The following is a 23,503-nucleotide window of genomic DNA, read 5'->3' as shown; positions in this document are numbered from 1 at the left end:
ATCCTAATTTATGCTTCGTCGCTAGGAGCTTCGATTTGTTCGCTTTTGAGATTTTGCAATTGCTCTAAAAGAGAATCTACCTCTGCTTGTAAGTTAATAAACTTAACTTGCTGATCGCCTTGATAGTACGCCTTCGTTAACTTCTCGACTAAGTTAGCGTGGGATTCACATTCGGAAACACTGGATGACATAGTAGACATAGTTGTTGGCATTAGAAATTTAACTCACACCATTTAGAGATAGTATAATATACTTATCTTAATCTTTGTTAAGACATTATATAGTTTTTATCATAAGGATATCCGGTAAGTGGGAAACAAGCGTGGCTTTAGCCCTGAGAGGGAAGCGACACGGGCGGTTAAAACCGCCTTGAATATTTTTTCATTATTACGGTGTTCCGCAACTAACATATAGACTTGAAAAGTGGGATACTTATTCAAAAGCATTCCCAATCGTAAATCCTTAATTAAGAAATTTTTAATCCTGTGACTTTGAGCCTGTCTGCTGCTAAATCTCATTGCCAACCGTGGCCAGGGCTGATAGAAGCCTATCGTCAATACTTGCCTGTCAGTGAAAAAACCCCTGTGGTGACTTTGCTGGAGGGTAACACACCTTTGATTCCCGTGCCAGCGATCGCCGAACGTATTGGCAGACAGGTGAAGGTGTATGTTAAATATGATGGACTTAACCCCACTGGTAGCTTCAAAGACCGGGGGATGACAATGGCAATTTCTAAAGCAGCAGAAGCAGGTGCTAAGGCTGTGATTTGTGCCAGCACTGGTAATACTTCTGCCGCTGCCGCTGCCTATGCTAGACGGGGAGGAATGAAACCCTTTGTGCTGATTCCCGATGGCTATGTGGCTTTAGGTAAGTTGGCACAGGCGCTACTGTATGGCGCAGAGGTGTTAGCTATTAAAGGCAATTTTGACCGCGCTCTGGAAATTGTCCGGGAAGTGGCAGATAGTTATCCTATTACTTTGGTAAATTCTGTCAACCCCTACCGCTTAGAAGGACAAAAAACCGGAGCTTTTGAGGTTGTTGATGCTTTGGGTGATGCTCCCGATTGGTTATGTATTCCGGTGGGGAATGCGGGCAATATTACAGCATATTGGATGGGTTTTTGTCAATATCATCAAGATGGTAAATGCGATCGCCTACCGAAAATGATGGGTTTTCAAGCCGCTGGTGCTGCACCTTTGGTCAATGGTCAACGGGTGGCACATCCTGAAACCATAGCCACAGCCATTAGAATTGGGAATCCCGCCAGTTGGGATAAAGCCATTGCAGCGCAAACAGCCAGTCAAGGAAGATTCCGGTCTGTGACTGATGAGGAAATTCTCGACGCTTACCGACTTTTAGCATCATCGGAAGGGATTTTCTGTGAACCGGCTAGTGCGGCTTCTGTGGCTGGTTTGTTACAAGTAAAAGACGAAGTTCCTAGTGGTGCAACGGTTGTTTGTGTCTTAACTGGTAATGGGTTAAAAGATCCAGATACGGCTATTAAACACAGTCATGCTCAATTCAAACAGGGCATTGATGCTGATATTAAGGCTGTGGCGGCGGCGATGGGATTTGAGTAGGTAGCCAGCCCCAGATAAAGGGCGATTGTAGGCGATCGCTCTTTCCTCTATTTTAACCCCTTTATACTCAAAACGGCTTGATTGTTTGATTCTAAACGTAGGGGTAAAGCAAGAGCTTCATTGGTGTCAACTTAAGCTCAAATCCCTACCACATCTCGTTCCTAGTCTCTGACTAGGAATGCAGTTGATGAGGCTCTGCCTCTAATATTATTGAAGGCAGAGCCTTCTAGAATTCATTCCCAGTCAGAGACTGGGAACGAGACGACTTGAGTTCTTTGCGGGATAGAGGTTTTACGTTAAGTTGACACCTATGAAGATGAAGCTCTTGCTTTACCCCTACACATCTGGGTTATTTGTCATTTGGCAAAAGTTTAAATCTCACCCGTGTTTAGTATAGCGGTGATTATTGGTGTCAACTTATGCTAGGAATAGCTTATTTGTTTGGCGGAACAAACTTGTCCGGAACTTAAGTTACGGTCTCAAAGCTAAAGTGCGTTAAAACGCACTCTAATTAATTCAAAATTAAAAATTATCCTATTTATCTGAAATAGTCGGTTTTAACCGACTTTAGCTTTTAGACAGGGAATTCATTCCCTGGCTGGCTGGCTTAACTAAGATTGAGAAAGTCCGAAGACACGCCATTTTTCCCGACTGAGAAAAAAGCCAATGCCATTTTGATTAGTACAAGTTAAACCAGTTTTTTGGGAAACACACTTAAAACCGCCATTGTTCCAAGTCTGTCCATAAGCTAAAACAGTTTTATTCTTATCAGCGACAGTATCACTAATACACAAAATTTCTGGTCTAGCATCAGCAGGTAACAAAAAACCCCTTCCCCAATCAAACCCGCAGTATCCAGAATAAGGTTGAGGCGGTTTGGGTTTCAGTGAAGAATTGATTTCACATCTTAAACTGTTTATTTCTCCTGGCATTAGCTCACAAAACATATTACCACTAGGGGATTGAAAACCCTTTGGTGCAGCAATACTGACCTGTGGCAATATTGTCACCATGCTGGTAATGACAAAGATAATTGGTTTAATCAATTGTTTGTACATAATGTGATATTACCTGCAACGATCATTAAAAGTATATTTGTGGGATAATTGATTTACGCCTTTAGATACCTGTGCTTTAACCTTGCTTTTTCAATATGCAAAGTAGTACACAACAGCGTAAATCAACTACCTCCACTCTCAATCAGCAATCTATAAAATAGCAAAAAAGCTAGATTAATCAGCTTCTTGACTAAGAGATACTTTCATCATTCCGGGGAGAAAGAGGACAGCAATTAACATCATTCAAACAAACTTTACCCCATTGTAAAGCCCAACGTACCAAAGCCACACGGTTATCAGTTTTCGTCTTGGTGAGAATGTTGCTAATGTGGTTATCAACTGTGCGTTTACTAATTTCCAGTTTGACTGCAATTTCTTGGTTAGTTAAGCCGGTAGCCACTAAGTCTATAATTTGCAGTTCTCTGTCTGACAGACTAACACGGGTCCCAGACTCACTAGTAGCCATGACTTATTATTCCTCCCTTGGTATATGTACTCAAATCTTACTCCTCATTCTAGAAGATTCTTTCCGAGGTAGATAGTTTTAAATGTTGCTAATAATACTAATGTCAAGATTTTCTTTTAATTTTAGGTTTGTAGTCCTACTTGTTACAAATAATAGGTATTGATTTTAACTAGGATAAATAAAAAAGCTGTATTCAAGTGCATACTGCGATAGTGTCAAACTAGATTTAGATTATGCCCCATCGAAAATCAAAAATGAAATGAGTAATCCCTCTATTTTATGTCTTGGTGAAGTCTTACTTGACTGTTTAGCTGATCAATTGGGACTTAAGCTAGAAGAAGTGAAATCATGGACTCCCTATCCCGGAGGTGCGCCGGCGAATGTAGCTTGTGCTTTGGTAAAGTTGGGAACTTCAGCCGGTTTTATCGGTGCTGTGGGTGAGGACGAAGCAGGAAGTACACTGATAAAATTATTAGAAGATGTTGGTGTAGATACAACTGGTGTGCAACGTTATTCTACAGCGCCAACGAGACAAGTATATGTAGTTAGGGATTTGGCAGGCGATCGCACTTTTGCTGGTTTTGGTAAATATGATACTTCAGAATTTGCTGATACTCGCCTAGAAGCTGCAAAGTTACCAACTGCGCTCTTTAATGAAGCCGACTTTTTGGTAGTAGGAACTTTAGAACTAGCCTATCCTGAAAGTGAAAAAGCGGTTTTGCGGGCTTTAGAGTTAGCAGAACAATATGACCTAAAAATTATTCTCGATGTCAATTGGCGACCAGTATTTTGGCAAGATGAAAATACAGCTAAGACTAAAATTCTGTCATTGCTAAAGCGATTTGATTTTCTCAAATTAACCAAAGAAGAAGCTCAATGGTTATTTAATACTACAGACCCAGGGGCAATTACTTATAGGCTTAATTCTTTGGAAGGGGTTTTGGTGACAGACGGTGAACATGGTTGTGCCTATTGTTTAGGGGAAAATGAAGGTAAAATGCCGGCGTTTTCCATGTCTGTGGTAGATACAACTGGTGCTGGAGATAGTTTCTTGGCTGGGTTTATCCATCAATTGCAACAGGTGGGGATTCACAGCCTCAAAGATGCAGATACAGCCAAAAGGATTGTCACCTATGCCAGTGCTGTGGGAGCATTAACTACTATTAAACCAGGTGCGATCGCTTCCCAACCAACTGCGGCAGAAGTTGATGCTTTTCTCGCTTCCCATCAACTTTAACCAATAGCAAAATTAACGGGAATATCAGTGACAATCGGCTGATATTCCTGATAAGTAGTCGGACAAAATTAAATTCACTCGTTGAGAGAGGGAACAGGGAACTCTTAACTGGGAACAGGGAACAGGGAACAGAAAAATCAATTGTGTAATTTTTTACAAGCCCTCACTTACCCGAAGGGAAGTGATGGGTGGTTGACAGCAATTCTTCCCTTATCTACCCTCAAAAACTTTTTGCAACTAAAATTAGTGACATTAATATTATCTCATCAACGTTTCTGTTAAATTTTCAGTTTTGCTAAACCCAAATAACGAATACCGTCAGGAGATATATCAAAGCGACATGGGAGAACTTCTAAACCCAGTTTAATCGCTTCCCGTAACAACTGACCATATACGGGATCTGTTGTATCTCCAGGTGCAAACTCTACACAATCACCTCGATTAATAAAATACAGCATTACCGACCGACTGGCGGGTAAAACTTCCATTAATTCCCGTAAATGCTTTTGTCCTCTGGTGGTTTCTGTATCGGGAAATAAGGCTAAAGTTCCCTGACACCAGGTTGTATTTTTCACTTCTAAATAAATTGGGCGTTGTTCAGCACTACCGGTCAAATAAAAATCTATCCGACTTTTGCGATCTTTTCCATAAACAACTTCACCTTTCACCTGTTCATATTCACCCAACTCTGGAAATAAACGTTTTTCTAAAGCTAATTTAATCACCCGATTCGGTAAAGCCGTATTTACACCCACCCAAGCTGTTTGATTATCATTAACTTGAATCAACTCTAATGTATAAGCTAACTTTCGGTGAGGATTATCGCTTTTAGAAATTTGTACAGCACTACCAATGGTAGAAACTCCCGTCATTGGACCCGTATTTGGACAATGTGCTGTTACTACCTCTCCAGAATCTAGTTGAACGTCAGCAAAAAACCGCTTGTAGCGTTTGAGTAAAATGCCAGGATAGAGTGTGGGGTAGTTATAGAGCCAATCAATCATTAGTCATAAATAGGTAGAGCATTGATTTATAGTAACTCAATGAAAATACCATGAACAGATCCCCGACTTCTTTTGTTTATTGTGTCCGCAAACCATAAATTGATGTCAGAAGTCGGGGATATTATCACTTTACCTAAATTCTTATCGAAAAAGTCTAATTTGCATCATAAATGAGTAACTTTTGTAGTCAAATTTACAATATTTTTAGAGAAATTAAATATAATGTAGTAATCCTATTTGAGTTATGAACTAGTTTTTTTAACGAACCACAGAGGACACAGAGGACACAGAGGTGGGGAAGTAAGAGATGTTCACATTTCATTTAGGATTGCTATAGATATTACAGCTTACCATTTAGATAAATATGGTAGTATTTACCAATGCAAGGAAAAATATCCTATGCAAAAAGTCTCACTCTATACAGAATTAGAATATGCTTTTCTGTTCACTCTGAGAAAAGTAAACTCGATTAATACAGCAGGTTTTCGACCATTTTTTGAGAATTTACCAATTGACCCCTATGTTAAGGGTGAATACCGTTCCCGCAGGTTATCCAGATTTAAAGTTTCTGGAGATAAATTGGTTAAATTGCCTCATGGATATCTATTACAAACTAAAGAATATAATCCTTTATTGGGAGGAGTAAAAAGAGAGTTTGCTGAATTAGATGATGCCCTGATAGAATTAGATATTTTCAAGAAACTGGTTTTTGCATTTTGTGATTCTTGTAAACTGTATTCGTCGGCAGCAGTTGATGTTCATCAAATTAGAACTACCTGTTCACCAACTAATTTAGGAAATCCTGCACCTGAAGGTATTCACAAAGATGGTAGTGATTTTATTGGCATTTTTTCCGCAGGAAGAGACAATATTCAAGGTGGAGAAACCCATTTATATGCTGCTAAAAAAGAAAAGCCAGTTTTTAACAAGATTTTGCAACCTGGAGAAATAATTTTGGTGAATGAAGATCAATTTTTCCATTTTACTACGCCGATAGAACCCCAAGTTCCAGGATTGGGAAGTAGGGATGTATTTGTGATCAATTATCCTAGTATAATGTCCGACTTTTAATCACAAAACCTGTAGGGGCGCAGGGTCTGCGCCCTAAATTGTATTGCCTCCAACCGATAACCGCTATATAAATAATATAAATAATTTGAAGAAGGAGTCAGGAGTCAGTAGCCAGGAGTCAGAATCAATCAGTCGAGGATTCAAACCTGCGACTGATTAAAGACCACCAAATCTACGATTTGGTGGGGGTCTTAAACCCAGTTATTCATCCGTGACTCGCACAGAATTCATTCTGAATTCTGACTCGGTGACTCCTGATCCTGAATTCTGTTCGATAAATAATATAAATACAGCAAATTGTCATCAAACCCAGAACAAGAACCCCACCCCCAACCCCCTCCCCGCAAGCGATGAGGGGGCTAAGATGTACCTTATATGATTGGAAATCGCTGTAATATAAATAATATAAATAAATGAAATTGCGTCGTTTTCGGCGTGGGGAATCACTTGTTGAGTTAGGTGCGTCAGATACAGGAAATCTGTTTTTTTGCGAAATTATCGGGTCTGACGCACCCTACAAGCGATAAAATCCAAACCTGTTAGAATCAGGATATCCAGGATTAAAGGATTAGCAGGATGAATGACGAATTTTACAATCGGGGATTAGAAAAAGCTAAACAACAAGATTATACTGGTGCGATAGGAGAATTTACCGCTGCTATCCAACAAAATCCTGGGTTTAGTAAAGCATATATTCAACGGGGTCTAGCATATTATGATTCAGGGGCAATTATGCAAGCTGTTTATGATTATACTGAAGCTATAAAACTGGATAAATATAGTCGAGAAGCCTGTTATTTTCGGGCTTTAGCTAGATTGGCATTAAAAAATCTTCCTGGTGCTTTGGAGGATGTAGAAAGGGCAATTTGGCTGGATTCTGATGATGCTGCTGCTTATGATTTACGGGGGATTGTCCGACGTAAACAGGGACATATTCAAGATGCGATCGCTAATTTCAAGAAAGCAGCTAAATTATATCTAGAACAAAAAGATAAGGAAAAATGTCAAAGTTGTTTGCAAAAAATTAAACAATTACAACCACCTCAAAAGCCAGAACAACAAATAAATAAGTCTGTAACTGTATCTATTACCTCTACCAATCAATATTTTCAGCAATTATTAACAAAGGCAGAACAGGGAGAAACTAGAGAAGCTATTGCTGATTTAAACTGGGTATTAAAAGTTGATCCTAAAGATGCTCAAGCCTATTGCTGTCGCGGCGTAGTTCAGTGTAAACTTGGTAATTATCGAGAAGCAATTACTGACTTTAATCAAGCACTAAAACTGGATTTTCAAGATGCCATTGTTTATCGTAACCGAGGAAAAGCCCGTTGCCAAATTGGTGATTATCAGGGTGCATTATCGGATTTAAACCAAGCCTTAAAAATGCAGCCTGAAGATCCTTTAGTTTATGTTGCTAGAGGTAATATTTATCGAGAAATGGGTAATTGTTTGAATGCAATTCAAGATTATAGTCAAGCACTGCACATAAATCATGATTACGCTCCAGCTTACTATAATCGTGGTCTTGCCTATACATTGTTAGAAGAAATACAAACTGCTGTAGCCGATTATCAAAAAGCAGCGAGTATTTATTGTGAACAAGAAGACTGGGAAAATTATCAACAGGTATTAAATAGGTTACAAAAAATCCAAATGTCCCAACCCGTAATTAATAATCAAAAATATGAAGTTTTACGTCAGCGACTGTTGCGGTTAGTGGGGGGACAATGGGAAATCGCCAAAGGCTTGATTCAACAACAAGAATATCATTATCCGGGAATGTCAGATGATTGGTATTTACAAAGAGTCATTGATCAATTAGAGCGCGATCGCAATTAGAAGATATACTATCCAAATACCCAATTTATTAGATAATTTGGGTATCTACAGTTTATGATTATACATTAATTTGGATAATTTGTATACAATTTTTATTTTAAAAACAAAGTATAGATAAAGATTTTATGAAAGATTCTCCTTGAGTATGGCAGGTTATTATAATTTGTCATACCATTTATTTTTATCAATGCACATCATTAATTAAGTCAAGGGCAATAAATAAATTAAAAAGAGATAATTTTCTACCTCAACCCTGATTTTCACCAAAAATTCAATAAAGTTTATATAGCCATGAATAATATTTACTCCACAATTCCAAATATCTTATTCCAGAAAAAAATTATTTGCAATCGTCTAATTCCCTCGCCAAAAGGCTTTATAGACTTTCCCAAATTTGAGATTGAACAGTCTATACCTAGCCGATTTGAAAAACAAGTTGATAAATATCCAGATCATATTGCTATCAAAACCCAGAATCAAACTCTCACTTATGCACAGCTAAATAAAAATGCTAATCGGTTAGCCAATCAAATTCTTGAACAACGAGGAAATAAATTAGAAGTAATTGTATTACTACTGGAAAAAGGTGCAGATTTTATTACAAGTATGTTGGGAGTATTGAAAACAGGTAAAATCTTTGTTCCTTTAGATCCCACATTTCCTATTGATAGACTAGCTTATATTATTAAAGATGCTCAAGCCGTTGCATTTATTACCAATAATCTCAATTTGGATTTGGCGATAAAACTCGCTGAAGCTACTATTAATAGTTGTCATTTATTTAATATAGACAATATTGATAACCATAATTCTTGCCAAAATCCCACTATCAAAATATCACCAGAAGCACCAGCTTATCTAATTTATACTAGTGGCTCAACTGGTCAATCCAAGGGAGTTGTACAGAATCATCCTAATGCTTTGCATTACTGCATGAATGACACAAAAACTTTATTAATTAACCATCAAGATCGTGTAGTTTTTCTCTATTCTTGTAGTGCTTTAGGTGGAATATTATGTATTTTCTACACCTTACTTAATGGTGCGAGTCTCTATTCATTCAATGTCAAAGAACAGGGATTAACTAATTTAGTTAATTGGTTAATTACATCGGAAATTACAATTTATCATTCATTTACAACTCTGTTTCGGCATTTTGTAGATACTCTCACTGGTACAGAACAGTTTCCTAAAATTCGCCTAGTTAAATTAGGTGGTGAAGCTACCTTAATTAGAGATGTCGAAAATTATAAAAAATACTTTTCTTCAGATTGTCTTTTATATGCCAGTTTAGGCGCAACAGAAGCAGGAACTTTCCGTAATTTCATCGTTGATAAAGATACGAAAATTGAAAATAGCATCGTACCTATTGGTTATGCAGTTGAAGATATGGAAGTTGTGCTATTAGATGAAGCAGGAGTAGAAGTTAAAAACGGCAATATTGGAGAAATTACCCTCAAAAGTGAATATTTAGCTTTAGGTTATTGGCAAAAACCAGAATTAACGCAAGCTGTATTTTTACCCGATATTCAAAATAGCCAAAAAAGAATTTATCGCACAGGTGATTTAGGCTGTATTCAAGCAGATGGTTGTTTAATTCATAAAGGAAGAAAAGACTTTCAGGTAAAAATCCGAGGCTTCCGCATTGAAGTTGCAGAAATTGAAATGGAATTGCTGAAAATTAGCAACATTAAAGAAGCTGTAGTTATAGCTAGTGAAGATAGTCCAGAAGATAAACGTCTCATAGCTTATATTGTTCCTCAACAAAAACCAGCACCTACTACTAAAGAAATTCGGCAATATTTACAGAATAAATTACCTGAATATACTAAACAAGTTTGCAATCATTACTTTCCGACTGGTTCTCATGTCATTCTCCCTGAAGATAAAAAGTATTTAGAAATATCAAATGCTCATAAACAAGCTTTGAATACCTATGTATTTCGACCTTATGCAGGGAAACTAACTCTTTTCCGCACGAGAGATGAAAATCGAACTGAGGCTATAGGTTTAGAATATGATTCCCATTTTGGTTGGGGTGAGATAGTTATGGGTGATTTAGATATTAAGTATATTCCTGGTTCTCATCTTTCTCTTCTCAATGAACCGAATGTGAGAGTATTGGCAAAACAAGTTAAAATTTGTCTAGAGAAAGCTCAGAACGTAACGTATACTGCAAACGGTTCATAGTTTAACCAAATATGAAACCCCTCTGGTAAACCTCTCCTTTGCACCTCTCCCTAACCCTCTCCTAAGAGGAGAGGGAAAAGGAATAATATTTAATACTGGAGAGGCTTTGAACCTTGTTCTTTGTATGATAAAAAAGTCCAGCTTCTAGCCGTTATAATCGAATGGCGCTTTCCCCCGAAATATTGAGCGACACATTTCCATTGTTCACCACAAACCGCACACTCCTGAAAATGTTACCCAAATAAGATAAGATTCCTATATAGAATAGAAAACAGACTTGATATACATTACTAACTAAGCGTAATTTCCAATGACCACTAACCGCCATTACCACATTATCACCTTCGGTTGCCAAATGAATAAGGCAGACTCTGAACGCATGGCTGGTATTTTAGAAGACATGGGCTTTGAGTGGTCAGATGACCCAAACCAAGCAGATGTAATTCTTTACAATACCTGCACGATTCGTGATAATGCGGAACAAAAAGTATATTCTTATTTAGGTAGACAAGCCAAGCGCAAGCAGGAACAACCTGATTTAACTTTGATTGTTGCTGGTTGTGTTGCCCAACAAGAAGGTGAAGCTTTGCTGCGTCGTGTGCCAGAATTGGATTTGGTGATGGGACCCCAACACGCTAACCGTCTTAAAGATTTGCTAGAGTCGGTTTTTGCTGGTAATCAAGTTGTCGCTACGGAAGAAGTTCATATTTTTGAAGATATCACCCAGCCGCGTCGGGATAGTCAGGTAACTGCTTGGGTAAATATTATTTATGGTTGTAACGAACGTTGTACTTATTGCGTTGTTCCTAATGTGCGCGGTGTGGAACAGTCTCGGACACCAGAAGCGGTTCGGGCGGAAATCGAACAGTTAGCAAAACAAGGATATAAAGAAATTACTCTCCTGGGTCAAAATATTGATGCTTACGGACGGGATTTACCTGGTTCTACCGCCGAAGGTCGTCACCTGCACACATTGACAGATTTACTTTATTATGTCCATGATGTACCGGGTATTGAACGCATAAGATTTGCTACCAGTCACCCCCGTTATTTTACGGAAAGATTAATTAAAGCCTGTGCAGATTTGCCCAAAGTCTGCGAACATTTTCACATTCCTTTTCAATCTGGGGATAATGAGCTTTTAAAAGCTATGTCACGGGGCTATACTCAGGAAAAATATCGCCGGATTATTGATACTATTAGAGGGTATATGCCGGATGCGTCAATTAGTGCTGATGCGATTGTGGGTTTTCCTGGTGAGACAGAAACACAGTTTGAAAATACTTTGCAATTAGTGGCAGATATCGGGTTTGATTTAGTGAATACTGCGGCTTATTCACCTCGTCCTGGTACACCTGCGGCTTTGTGGGATAATCAACTGAGTGAGGAAGTTAAAAGCGATCGCTTGCAAAGATTGAACCATTTAGTTAATATCAAAGCAGCAGAGCGATCGCAACGTTACTTTGGTCGGATTGAAGAAGTATTAGTAGAAGCTCAAAATACCAAAGACACAAACCAGGTTATGGGAAGAACTGGGGGAAATCGTCTCACATTCTTTAGTGGTGATATTAATCGCCTCAAAGGGCAAATCGTCAAAGTTAAAATTACCGAAGTTCGTGCTTTTAGTTTAACAGGAGCAGCAGTAGAAGTTCGTCAACCAGTTACAGTTTAACAAAATACAGGAGTATAGCTGACACCATACTCTCTGTCTTGCAAGGTTTTGGCTTATGGTGTCTCAACATAGGTGCATTTGTCTTTGTCGGATTTGGAAAATTGAGGATATCCAGATGGCTGAAACTGTTCCCAGTTAAGATTTCTCTGTCCTCACAGACAATTTCTATAGACTACACCATGCTTCGCTATCAGCAAACCCTATGTAGGGTTTTAGCAGTGCTTAATGGTGTCAACTTAACGTAAAACCCATAGCCCGTCTGGGAATTAATTCCCAGTCTAATAGCGAAAGTCATCTAAAGATGACTAATAATTGTCTAAACCTTCAGTTTACTTTAGTAAACTTTAGCTATTAGCCCGGAAATTCATTTCTGGGCGGGTGTGAAAACAAACAGATAAGCCATTTCTCACTTAAGTTGACACCTATGAGCAGTGCTAAACCCCTACCGATAAGTAGGTGGGCGGAGGAAAATCAAAATATATTTCGTTTTTTGAAATGGCTAAAACTCAACGACAATAACCCATCGAGGTGAATTTACATATCGTTACACATTTTGGTTATTTCACGTCCACCTACTTAGTTAAAAAGCTTTTACTCCTGACTCCTCTTTTAATTGTCCTGTCAGTTTTTCCTGATTGCGTCTGCGGATTTTGGCGTAGAGTTGAATACTCACAGCCATGAAAATCACCAAACCAAAAATTAACCAAGCGGTGAGGTCTGTAGGTAAGTTATTCTTAAATGTCGCCAACATCACAATTACGACTAATAAAAGCGTCGGTGCTTCGTTTAAGGCGCGTAAACTTTGACCAGTCCATTTACATTCATTCGCTGCTAACTGCTTCATTAATTTAGCGCAGTAAACATGATAGCCAATTAAGACCGCTACAAATCCTAACTTGTAATGTAGCCAGGGTTCTTTTAACAGTTCCATGTTGGTAGATAAAATACCAATAGCCATTGCTACTGTCATAAACAGTCCCGGAGTAGTAATAATGTCGTAAAGACGCTTTTCCATGATTTGATACTGGTTCTTCAGTATCGTTCTTGCTGGTTCTGGTTCAAGGTTAGCTTCAACATGGTAGATAAACAACCGCACTAGGTAGAATAACCCCGCAAACCAAACCACAAAGCCAATAATATGAAATGCTTTAAACCAAGAATACGCCATGAATTGTAACCTACCTTTATCAATTTACAAATGATTGCATCTACTCTCATTATCAGGTTAAGATGATTTCGCAGCAAGGATGTGGATAGGTTAAGAAGTGTGAACCGTATATTTAGCATCATCATACTTCATCCCCAACAGCTTCTTCTTCCATATTAAACTCAACTCGACTTTGTAAAACTATTTCTTCAATTACTTGAATACCCTTTTGAAATTCTAAACCTTTATTAAAACGAAGTATTAGTTCTGGAATATTTATCACTTCCTCTATACATTCCATATACTTTTTAATAATAGCTTTGATTTGATATCTTGTCTTTGCTTGTTCCTCAATCTTATTGAGTAAATATTCGACTTCTTCCTCAGTTTTGATTACAAAAGTAACTGGATATTTTTGTACCTTATCAATATCTAAAAAATATTTTCCCGTATCTAAGGTTTCTGTAACTTGAAAAAACCTTCCCAGAGGCTTCATGACAAAATCTATCCCACCATCATTTGCATTTGTGTTTCAATTTTTAAAAGATTTTCATTAATCCAATATCTATTTGTTGTTGAATCTCTTATTATTGGTAAATAATCTGAGGTGTGAAAATATTTTTTAAATTCTTCATTTAAACGATGATTCAGAGCATGATTTTGAAGTTTATTTCCAAAAGGCAGTTTTTGTTGTCTCATTTTTAAAGTTGTAAACTGTGCGCCTTCATAATCTTCATAGCCATTTTTAAGATGAAATTCCTTTTGTAAATAATCTTCAATCAAAACATATATAGCATAATGATTAGCAAATCTGGATCTTGATTTTGAACCACGATTTGCAGCTTTAGCTTTAATATTAATATACTGTAAGTAGGTGAACACAATAAAACCAAACTGTGTAAAGAAATGTAAAATCCCCCAAACCCTCTTCACTCTTGCCTTTTGCCTCTTGCCTTGCCATAACGACGATTTTCAATGCTAACCTACTTAATAATTGACTATTCTTTAAAATAATATCTCCATATCTAGGAAAGTATTTATTAAGAATATTAATTATTGTTTGCGTAAAATCATGCTGTAGTATTTTCATCAAAGATACTCCCTTGGATAAAATCTAAATCTACTTTTTTTCCATTTTTATTTTTGATATTATGGTTTTTCTGTGGTGGTAAGAGTTTTTCTCCTTGATATTCTTCCATTTCTAAAATCCTTCTCAATCCAATTTTTAGATATTCTTCTTGCAGTTCAATACTGATAGATTTCCTACCTAAACGTTTAGCTACAGCAGCAGTTGTAAAAGTTCCAGCAAAGGGATCAAGGATTAAACTTCCTTTATGACTACTTGCTAAAATGATTCTTTCTAGTAATGACTCTGGTTTTTGTGAAGGATGATTTTCATATTCTTCCATGCGATATCTCACACGGGGAAAATACCAAGCATTACCAGGTACTTTTTCTGTATTATAGGGGGTAGGAACTGATTTTCTGTAATCAATTAATTTCCGTTGTGCGCCTGTTTTTGCTTCAACTTTAATATCATCTGCATTAAAAATATAATTGTTTTTATCTTTGACACAATGAAGAATAGGTTCATACATTGAACCGAAGTATTTTGTAGCTTGAACTCCAGAACTATCATAATGCCACATTATCCGACTGAGAATAGTTAATTTTTGTCTCAAATAAATATCAAAATAAGGCATTGCTTGGGTACTTGTCATCACATAAATTGTACCATTTGGTTTAAGAATGCGAATAGATTCATCGAGCCATTGATATGACCAATTTATATATTCTGTTTCTGATTCCCATTTATCATGGAAGTTACCAAATTTCTTACCTATATTATAAGGAGGATCAATAAAAATTAAATCTACTGATTCGGCAGGAATATGATTTAATAAAATGTTGACCGCATCACCGTGAAAAATGGTATGTTGTTGATTTTTATGTTGTTCAATCATCATTTTAAATAAGTAAGCAAAATTTTGATTGTGCAAATCAAAAACTCAGACAATAAGAGGTTGTTTGAAAACTCATGATTGCTGTATCAAATGTTTTACCCCTCCCTAACCCTCCCCTTGTAAAGGGGAGGGAACTGGATTTTTATTGTTTTTCCCCTTGTAAAGGGGAAAGGGGGGTAAAATGTGATGAAAATTACGGGATACCACTTTTAAAACATCCTCTAATGTATTGACTTTACTATCCTTCTTCTTAAAAATACTTAAACAAAAGAAGGATAGCAGAGAACAAGAAATACTGGTTGATATTTAATTCGATTGGGAACGCCGGAAAAATGGGAGTAAATCTTGTAAAATCACTTCATGATAATGTTCTTGGGCATAATGTCCCACATTATTAAGTTTGATTATTTCCCCATTGGGTACAGATTTTACAAAAGTTTCCGCCATATCTACAGATAACCAAGGATCAATCATTCCCCATTGGACTAAAATAGGTTGTTGCCATTCTTTAAACCCATTTTCTATTTCTAGCATGGCTTTTTCTAGTTGGAAATTGCGAATTGTTGCTAAGAGACTTCTTCCAGGAGCAGAACTTTTCAAAAAGGGTTTTCTATAAACATCTAAATCTTGATCTTCAATGCGGTAACGACTTCCACCTTCTAGGGTTCTATCAACTAATAAAGGATCTTGGGTAATCATATCTCCCGCAAAGGGTAAACCCATTTGTTTGATTTTCCAAGGTAATTTTGCTGCTGTAGAAATGGGGGTATTTAAAATAGCAATATTAGCAACTTTTTCAGGATGACGGAGGGCGTATTGTAAGCCAACTGAACCTAAAAAACCTTGGACAACTAGGGAAAACTTTTCTAATTCTAAAGCTTGAACAAATCCTCCTAAAGCTGTGATAAATGCGTCGGGAGTATAAGCAAAATCCTGTTTTTCTGGTGTACCGGAAAATCCACAACCAATCCAGTCAGGTGCGATCGCTCTATTTCCCTGTGCTGCTAAACTAGGTATAATATTTCTCCAACTATAACTTTGAGCAACTATCCCATGTAAAAATAACACAGGGATTAAATCAGTTCTCCCAATCGGTTCAGCTTCTCGATAAAACCATTCTAGAGAATCTACCGTAATTTTATGTTCTTGAATTGACACGCTATTTTCCTATTGACGACGGCAACAACACCATACAAATGCTAATATCATCATCCTACAAATAGGTGATAGGTGAACAAATCCCAAAACTACTTATGTCTTTAGACCGGGGAGTGTCAAAGCAAGGGTTTCTCAAACAGTAGCAACGCCAACACAAAATCCATAATAAAAATCGCCACCCAAGTAGTTACCACAGCAGTTGTAGCTGATTCTCCCACTTCCTTTGCGCCTCCTTGAGTTGTCAGTCCCCAACTACAACCATTAACCGATACTATAGCCCCAAAAATCCACCCCTTGAGTAAAATAATTAAAATATCTGATGGTAATAAAAAATTTCTCACTGATTCTAAAAATGTTTCAGGACTAACCTGATAAAACTGCATAGCCGCAAAAGCACCACCCATAACACCTGTAACTACAGCAAAAATCATCATTACAGGCATCATTAAACAGCAAGCAATGACTCTGGGTAAGACAAGATAATCAACAGGGTCTGTTCTGAGCATATATAAAGCGTCAATTTGCTCTGTTACCCGCATTGCTCCTAATTCCGCAGCAAAAGCTGAACCAACTTGTCCGGCGATAATACTAGCAGTTAAAATTGGTGCTAGTTCTCGACAAAATGCTAAAGCAAATGCACCGCCAACGGTATCTACAGCCCCGAATCTGACCAATTCTCTAGCGGTTTGAATCGTGAAAATCATCCCCGCAAAACCGTTGACTAATAATACTGGAGGGAGGGAAGCTGGTCCTGTTGTCACTGTATGTTCTAATATCTTGCGATAGTAGGTTTTTCCGCGCAGGAAATGCAGTAAAATTTGACCGAACAACAGGAATACTGACAAATAGCGAATTATCCAAGATTGTTCTAAATTTCTTTTTGGTTGCAAGTTTACGGCCACTAATTAAATTTTTTTACTAGGGAATTATGAAAATTTAAGTTGCTACAAATAGAGTATTCCAATCACTAATAGCATTTCTTTGAGCAGTTAATAATTCCTGTATACCTTGTTCCGAAAAATCTAGCATTTGACTCAACTGCTGACGACTAAAACTTCCCGCTTCCGCTGTTCCCTGAACTTCAATAATGTTCATTTGATGATTCATGACTACGTTAAAATCCACATCTGCGGCTACATCTTCAACATAGTTAAGATCCAAAAATGGTTCACCCTGCAACAAGCCTACAGAAACTGCTGCTATTTGTCCACATAAAGGCGATCGCGCTAAAACCCCCTGCTGCAATAATTGAGAAATAGCATGAGCCAAAGCCACAAAACCCCCAGTAATTGCCATTGTCCTCGTTCCTGCGTCAGCTTGCAGCACATCTGTATCCACAGTCAGCGTTCGTTCTCCCAACACCTCAAAATCCAGCGCAGCCCTTAAACTCCGCCCAATTAAACGTTGAATTTCCTGGGTTCTGCCCGACAGTTTCATCAATTCCCGTTCCTGGCGTTTCTGGGTAGCAGAAGGCAACATTCTATATTCAGCAGTTAACCAACCCTTCCCACTACCAGTCAAAAATTTAGGCACTCCTTCAGTCACACTAACCGTACACAGAACCTGAGTATCACCAGATTTCGCTAAAACAGAACCAGGTGCAAACCGAGTGAAATTAGGATAAAAACTATGGGGACGGAGTTCACCAGGGGTTCTGCCGTCAGGACGTTGCCAAGTCATTGAAATTGCCTCAAAATTTTTGCCTACAGCCTTTAGATTACCCCAGGATGACAAAGGAATAAGGCTGCTTTACTGATAAATACTGCTGTATGATAACTATATGTTCTGCTGTTAGCAAAAATTTGCCTTTAAATGTAACGGGACTTACCCAACTGGCACATTGGTAGGGTGGGTCAGACTGCATAAATTCTGCAAATAAACAGATTGTTGATATCTGACGCACCCTACAACAGATTTTTAGTGTGAAACTTGCGTAAGTCCTATGTAAGTCATTAAATTTATAGTGAGTTTTTAAACTTTGCCTTATGGTTGCCCAACTAGAAACCCCAGGTCTAAATTCAACCCTCAGCCTACCATATTCCGTAGAAGGACTGATACAAGTTTTTACTAATTCCCAGCGTAGCTTTTTTACCAGCGTGATGGCACAAGCACTGAGAATTGCTGGACAAGGTACACCAGTATTAATAGTCCAATTCCTCAAAGGTGGGATTCGCCAAGGACATGAACGACCCACCCAAATGGGACAACATTTAGATTGGATTCGCTGTGATTTACCCCGTTATATTGATAATTCCGATTTGGACGCAGCGGAAAGTCAGGCTCTGCAACAACTTTGGCAACATACCCAAAAGGTAGTTAATGAAGGTAAGTATTCTTTACTGGTATTAGATGAGTTGAGTTTAGCGATTAATTTCGGTTTAATTCCAGAAACTGAGGTTTTAGAGTTTCTTTCTCACCGTCCTCCTCATGTTGATATTATCCTCACAGGTTCTCAAATGCCAAAGTCTCTTTTAGATGTAGCAGACCAAATTACAGAAATTCGTCGCAGTCATCAACCTTAAGTATTAAGATGTCGTAATAACTTGGTTGAATTATCTGTGAACTTGTGATTAAAAACGACATCTGGATTACTGAAATGGCTCAAAAAGGCATGATTTCGCCTTTTGAATCGAGTTTAATTCGTAAATTGCAACCTGATTCATCTCAGCTTCCGCAACCTGTAATTAGTTACGGACTTTCTTCTTACGGCTATGATATCCGGCTTTCTGGCTCTGAATTTCGCATTTTTCGCCACATTCCCGGTACTGTTATTGATCCTAAAAACTTTAATCCCCAAAATCTAGAGTCTACCCAATTACATACAGATGAAAGTGGTAGCTATTTTATCTTACCTGCTCATTCTTATGGTTTAGGTGTGGCTCTCGAAAAGCTGGAAGTTCCAGCCAATATTACAGTAATTTGCATTGGTAAATCTACTTATGCAAGATGTGGTATAATAGCTAATTTAACACCTGCTGAAGCGGCATGGAGAGGACATCTTACTTTAGAATTTTCTAATTCTTCCAGCGCTGACTGTCGTATTTATGCTAATGAAGGTGTGGTGCAATTGCTATTTTTAGAGGGTGAACCCTGTGCTGTTAGTTATGAAACTCGCAGAGGTAAATATCAAGATCAGTTAGAGATTGTTACAATAGCTAGAGTTTAAATTTGAAACACAAATCATTTTCCTGTTCCCAGTCCAAAATAGATATAGTGGTGATTTTGAGTATCTATATTTGATTTTATAGGTAAGCGATCGCCTAATAATATTAAGATGGTGTTTGAAAAGTCATGATTGCTGTATCAAATATTTTACCCTACCCTAACCCTCCGCGATGCTTTGGGGAGGGAACTAATTTTTTCGGTTTCCCCCCAAAGCATCGGGGAGATTAAGGGGGGTAATTTACAGCAATTTCCAATCATATAAGGTACATCTTAGCCCCCTCATCGCTTGTGGGGAGGGGGTTGAAGCATGAAACCAAAAAATGCTACAGAAAATGGACAAGGTATTGAATAAGCAAAATGTTAAAAGAATTTAAATTGTGTCGATTTTGCTAGTTTACAGGTTGATTGTCTAACTTTACAAATGATTTCACTTAAAATGGAATTAGGTCATTTAGAGGATTTACAGCAATGACACGGACACCGATTGCAGTATCTTTATATGAGCAAGACTATTTACTCTGGATTGAAGATATTGTCCACAAATTACGGAATAGAGATATAGAAGGACTAGATATTGATAATTTGATAGAGGAGATAGAGGACTTGGGTCGCTCAGATAAACGTGAACTTGAAAATCGGTTAGCAGAACTTTTAGAACATATTCTCAAGCGGAATTATGTGCATATCCCTGATTGTTATCGTGGGTGGGTAGAATCAATCATTAAACAAAGGATTGGAATCAGAAAGTTACTCAAAAATTCACCTAGTCTCAAGCCTTATTTTAGCCAAGTATTTGATGAAGCTTATGCAGATGCTCTGAAAATTGTCCGCAATAGTTATCCACAGTGTGAGTTTCCTGATACGTGGCCGTTTAGTTGTGATATTGAAGCAATGTTAAATGTGGACTTTTGGGAATAATTGTCAGAATCAGGATGTCCAGGATTTCAGGATTTACAGGATGTGATTGTCAAATGTTCCTTCAGTAAATTAGACTATATTCTAGTCGGTTTTAACCGACTTTGGCTTTGAGACAGGGAATAAATTCCCTGGATTATTTTAAATTTAAAAAATAAACCATGCCATGATGAATAGTGATGATATCCAATCTTTAATTAGCAAGGCTGACGATTTACTGAGGAATCGGGACAGTAAACAAGCTATTGTCATTATTCAACAAGTTTTAGAAATTGAACCAGATAATATTGAAGCTTTGAAAATTTATGCTGAATCTCTAGTAAAATTAAATAAAGTAGAAGCAGCATTAACAATTTTTGAAAAAGCTCTACAACTTGCACCAAATAATGTTAGTATTTTGAGAAACTACGGAAGTGCTTTATTGCAGAGTGCTGATTATGATAAAGCATTAAATATTCTTGATAAGGCTTTACAGATTGAACCCAATAATGTAAAAGTGTTAAGTACATATATTAAAGCTTTATTAAAAATAAAGCTTTATGACAAAGCTTTTGTAATTTTTGAACGTTCTTTAAAAATTAATCCTAATAATACAATAACTTTAGATAGCTATGGACAAGCATTAGCAGAATCGGGCAATTATGAAAAATCTTTTCATATTTTTGAGCAAGCTTTGCAAATCAACTCTACTAATATAACAGTATTAAATAGCTACGGAAAAGCATTAGCAGAATCGGGCAATTATGAAAAATCTTTTGATATTTTTGAGCAAGCTTTGCAAATTGATCCTACTAATACAATAGTATTAAATAGCTACGGAAAAGCCTTAGCAGAATCTGGAAATTGTGAAAAAGCTTTTGATATTTTTGAGCAGTCTTTACAAATTAATCCTGATAATACAACAACTTTAAATAGCTATAAACAACCATTAGCAAAATCTGGAAATTATGAAAAAGTGTTTGAGATTTTTGAACGATATTTAAAAATCAAGCCTAATAATATAAGAGTTTTAACTAGCTATGGAAAGGCATTAGCAGAATCAGAGAATTATGAAAAAGCGTTTGAAATTTTTGAGCAGTCTTTACAAATTGAACCTAATAATACAATAACTTTAACTAGCTATGGAAAAGCATTGACGGAATCAAGGAATTATGAAAAAGCGTTTGAAATTTTTGAGCAGTCTTTACAAATTGAACCTAATAATACAATAACTTTAACTAGCTATGGAAAAGCATTGACGGAATCAAGGAATTATAGAAAAGCTTGTGAGATTTTTAAACAATCTTTACAGATTAAACCTAATAATATAATAGCATTAACTAGCTATGGTCAAGCATTAGTATATGCAAGAAATTATGAGAAAGCTTATAAAATTTTTGAGCAGTCTTTGCGAATTAAACCTAATGATATAAAAACTTTAACTAGCTATGGTCAAGCATTGACAGAATCGGAAAGATATGACAAGGCTTGTGAAATTTTCGAGCAGTCATTACAACTTCAACCTGATGATATTATTACCATAGCTCGATATGGTAATACTCTAACTAAATATGGAAAAGTATTATTAGATGCTGGAGAATTTGAAAAAGCTTCTGAAATTTTTAAGCGATTTTTACAAATAAAATCTGATAATTATATATCTTTTATATACGCCAGATGTTTAGAAGAGTTAGGTAGATACAAAGATGGTATATCTCAACTTCAAGCGATAGATTTTGATAGTCTCCCCCAATATCATATAAATGTTATTCATATTACTCTAGGAAGACTTCACTATGGTCTTAAATTGTACGAAAAAGGAGATCAATATTTTAACTTAGCAATTGCTAACTCAGATGATATAGAAAAATCATTATTATCTAGTGCTAGAAGTATCTTCGCTCATAATCCTTATAATGAAACTGCTGTTAAGATGTTACAACAAATTGCTGAGGAATCACCACGCTATTCTCAAGCACTGGAGATGTTGACGCTGAATTTAAGTGAAGAAGAATATTTTAAAATGGTTAAATCTGATTACCAAAGTGGTGTGAATGACACCGAAATACTAAATCGAGCGATTTATCATAAAATTGCTAATGAAATTAGCATTCTCAAAGGGATTGCTTACCGGATTTTGCGTTTTTCTCAAACAGAATATCCCCTGCTTACAGGTATTATTAATGATATTGAGGATGTACTTGAAGAAGTTAACCGTCGTCGAGGATTAGAAAAATCCCAAATTGCCACTATTTCTAATGATCAATATGAGCAAATTCTAGCAATTATTTCCAAAACTGCTCATGATATTTCTGATTTTGTTAATAATCAGTTAGCAATTATTGAGTCTAAAACTAGACGTGCTATGAGAAAACTTGCTGTTGATGATCCTCACTACAAGCAATTTGAGAAACTATTAACACAACTAGAATTTACTCAAATTGCTCTTAATGATCTCAAGGCCATTAATGAAGGTATCAAAATTAAAAATCATCATTTTAAAATCAAAAAACTATTTGAAAAATGGGAAGCTAACCCTCATATTGATAATGCTTCTATTACTCTGGATGTTGAAAATGGTGATTCAGAGTTTAATGGTGATGAAGAAAAGATCAAAAGTATTTTAAATGAATTAGTAGAAAATTCTCTCAAACACAATGATAAAAAACTAGATTTAAACATCTCCATATCCACACAGGATATTATCAATCCTCCGGGAATTCGTGGTGCTACTATTCCAGGTGAGCAAAAATATCTATTAATTGAGTTTAATGATAATGGTCAAGGAATTCCCCCAGATAAAAAAGATTGGATATTTCAACCTCTAAAAACTACAGCTAATGAAGGTTATGGTAGTGGGTTGGGACTATTTATCATCCGCAAAACATTAACACAGATGAACGGATATATCCAAGAAACTGGATGTAAAGGAGCTAAATTTAAAATCTATATTCCTTATACAAAAAGCGAAAATAGTTAATTTTGTTAAATTTGATATAAGTCACACTATCAGGCTATACTAGGAATATAGTATAATTTACTTTGTGTCGTTTTT

At 36.8% G+C, this 23,503-nt stretch carries 21 protein-coding genes; 10 read left to right on the top strand and 11 right to left on the bottom strand.

From position 1 onward, the window contains the following. Positions 1–8: 8 nt before the first annotated feature. Complete coding sequence (locus tag HEQ36_RS14040) at positions 9–212, bottom strand: hypothetical protein (protein WP_080683959.1); 204 nt, start codon at positions 210–212, stop codon at positions 9–11. Between the two features lie 273 nt (positions 213–485). Between HEQ36_RS14040 and thrC the strand changes: the two genes are divergently transcribed. Next, complete coding sequence (gene thrC / locus HEQ36_RS14035) at positions 486–1,580, top strand: threonine synthase (RefSeq protein WP_039200414.1); 1,095 nt, start codon at positions 486–488, stop codon at positions 1,578–1,580. A 611-nt stretch (positions 1,581–2,191) separates the two neighbouring features. Here thrC and HEQ36_RS14030 read toward each other — a convergent pair. After that, complete coding sequence (locus HEQ36_RS14030) at positions 2,192–2,638, bottom strand: DUF6636 domain-containing protein (RefSeq protein WP_205748545.1); 447 nt, start codon at positions 2,636–2,638, stop codon at positions 2,192–2,194. Positions 2,639–2,828: 190 nt separating this feature from the next. Then, positions 2,829–3,104, bottom strand: coding sequence for a LuxR C-terminal-related transcriptional regulator (locus HEQ36_RS14025; protein ID WP_039200413.1), 276 nt, complete (start codon positions 3,102–3,104; stop codon positions 2,829–2,831). Positions 3,105–3,363: 259 nt separating this feature from the next. On the opposite strand from HEQ36_RS14025, the gene HEQ36_RS14020 reads away from it, so the two are divergent. Continuing rightward, the gene (locus HEQ36_RS14020; protein WP_168636243.1) at positions 3,364–4,341 is read left to right on the top strand and encodes a carbohydrate kinase; all 978 of its coding nucleotides are present in this window, start codon (positions 3,364–3,366) and stop codon (positions 4,339–4,341) included. Between the two features lie 278 nt (positions 4,342–4,619). On the opposite strand, the gene sfsA is transcribed toward HEQ36_RS14020, so the two are convergent. Further along, the gene (gene sfsA / locus HEQ36_RS14015) at positions 4,620–5,345 is read right to left on the bottom strand and encodes a DNA/RNA nuclease SfsA (RefSeq protein WP_168636242.1); all 726 of its coding nucleotides are present in this window, start codon (positions 5,343–5,345) and stop codon (positions 4,620–4,622) included. A 399-nt stretch (positions 5,346–5,744) separates the two neighbouring features. On the opposite strand from sfsA, the gene HEQ36_RS14010 reads away from it, so the two are divergent. From HEQ36_RS14010 to miaB, 4 genes are all read left to right on the top strand, one after another. After that, positions 5,745–6,416 carry a 2OG-Fe dioxygenase family protein gene (locus HEQ36_RS14010; RefSeq protein ID WP_168636241.1) on the top strand — a complete coding sequence of 224 codons (672 nt, stop codon included), beginning with the start codon at positions 5,745–5,747 and terminating at the stop codon, positions 6,414–6,416. 576 nt (positions 6,417–6,992) lie between these two features. Next, the gene (locus HEQ36_RS14005) at positions 6,993–8,258 is read left to right on the top strand and encodes a tetratricopeptide repeat protein (protein WP_168636240.1); all 1,266 of its coding nucleotides are present in this window, start codon (positions 6,993–6,995) and stop codon (positions 8,256–8,258) included. A 291-nt stretch (positions 8,259–8,549) separates the two neighbouring features. Next, complete coding sequence (locus HEQ36_RS14000; protein WP_168636239.1) at positions 8,550–10,448, top strand: amino acid adenylation domain-containing protein; 1,899 nt, start codon at positions 8,550–8,552, stop codon at positions 10,446–10,448. Between the two features lie 310 nt (positions 10,449–10,758). After that, positions 10,759–12,120 carry a tRNA (N6-isopentenyl adenosine(37)-C2)-methylthiotransferase MiaB gene (gene miaB, locus HEQ36_RS13995; protein ID WP_168636238.1) on the top strand — a complete coding sequence of 454 codons (1,362 nt, stop codon included), beginning with the start codon at positions 10,759–10,761 and terminating at the stop codon, positions 12,118–12,120. 580 nt (positions 12,121–12,700) lie between these two features. Here the strand turns inward: miaB and hemJ are convergent. The 7 genes from hemJ to rph all read right to left on the bottom strand — a co-directional run bounded on the left by hemJ (position 12,701) and on the right by rph (position 18,069). Next, positions 12,701–13,288 (bottom strand): protoporphyrinogen oxidase HemJ, encoded by a 588-nt coding sequence (gene hemJ / locus HEQ36_RS13990; protein ID WP_168636237.1) that lies wholly within the window; start codon positions 13,286–13,288, stop codon positions 12,701–12,703. Between the two features lie 121 nt (positions 13,289–13,409). Then, positions 13,410–13,763: a type II restriction endonuclease gene (locus HEQ36_RS13985; protein WP_168636236.1), complete on the bottom strand. Its 354-nt coding sequence runs from the start codon at positions 13,761–13,763 to the stop codon at positions 13,410–13,412. A gap of 8 nt (positions 13,764–13,771) precedes the next feature. Next, positions 13,772–14,149, bottom strand: a complete 378-nt coding sequence (locus tag HEQ36_RS13980) for a hypothetical protein (RefSeq protein ID WP_233455502.1) — start codon at positions 14,147–14,149, stop codon at positions 13,772–13,774. 188 nt (positions 14,150–14,337) lie between these two features. Beyond that, positions 14,338–15,234, bottom strand: coding sequence for an adenine-specific DNA-methyltransferase (gene yhdJ / locus HEQ36_RS13975; RefSeq protein ID WP_233455501.1), 897 nt, complete (start codon positions 15,232–15,234; stop codon positions 14,338–14,340). Between the two features lie 303 nt (positions 15,235–15,537). Further along, a complete protein-coding gene (locus HEQ36_RS13970; protein ID WP_168636235.1) occupies positions 15,538–16,389 on the bottom strand; it encodes an alpha/beta fold hydrolase in 852 nt (283 codons plus the stop codon). 116 nt (positions 16,390–16,505) lie between these two features. Further along, entirely contained in the window at positions 16,506–17,279 is a 774-nt protein-coding gene (locus HEQ36_RS13965; RefSeq protein ID WP_039202221.1) for an MlaE family lipid ABC transporter permease subunit, read from the bottom strand. 46 nt (positions 17,280–17,325) lie between these two features. Beyond that, complete coding sequence (gene rph / locus HEQ36_RS13960; protein WP_168636234.1) at positions 17,326–18,069, bottom strand: ribonuclease PH; 744 nt, start codon at positions 18,067–18,069, stop codon at positions 17,326–17,328. A gap of 305 nt (positions 18,070–18,374) precedes the next feature. Between rph and HEQ36_RS13955 the strand changes: the two genes are divergently transcribed. The 4 genes from HEQ36_RS13955 to HEQ36_RS13940 all read left to right on the top strand — a co-directional run bounded on the left by HEQ36_RS13955 (position 18,375) and on the right by HEQ36_RS13940 (position 23,428). Then, complete coding sequence (locus HEQ36_RS13955; protein ID WP_168636233.1) at positions 18,375–18,911, top strand: P-loop NTPase family protein; 537 nt, start codon at positions 18,375–18,377, stop codon at positions 18,909–18,911. A gap of 74 nt (positions 18,912–18,985) precedes the next feature. Beyond that, entirely contained in the window at positions 18,986–19,555 is a 570-nt protein-coding gene (gene dcd, locus HEQ36_RS13950; protein ID WP_035083368.1) for a dCTP deaminase, read from the top strand. Positions 19,556–20,022: 467 nt separating this feature from the next. Then, positions 20,023–20,472, top strand: coding sequence for a DUF29 domain-containing protein (locus tag HEQ36_RS13945; protein WP_168636232.1), 450 nt, complete (start codon positions 20,023–20,025; stop codon positions 20,470–20,472). Between the two features lie 163 nt (positions 20,473–20,635). Continuing rightward, positions 20,636–23,428: a tetratricopeptide repeat protein gene (locus HEQ36_RS13940; RefSeq protein WP_205748544.1), complete on the top strand. Its 2,793-nt coding sequence runs from the start codon at positions 20,636–20,638 to the stop codon at positions 23,426–23,428. Positions 23,429–23,503: the final 75 nt, after the last annotated feature.

The sequence above is a fragment of the Anabaena sp. 54 genome (assembly GCF_017355725.1).
Taxonomy (GTDB): Bacteria; Cyanobacteriota; Cyanobacteriia; order Cyanobacteriales; family Nostocaceae; genus Dolichospermum; species Dolichospermum heterosporum.
Note: the sequence above shows the minus strand (reverse complement) of the source record. Positions and strands in the feature narration are given on the sequence as shown.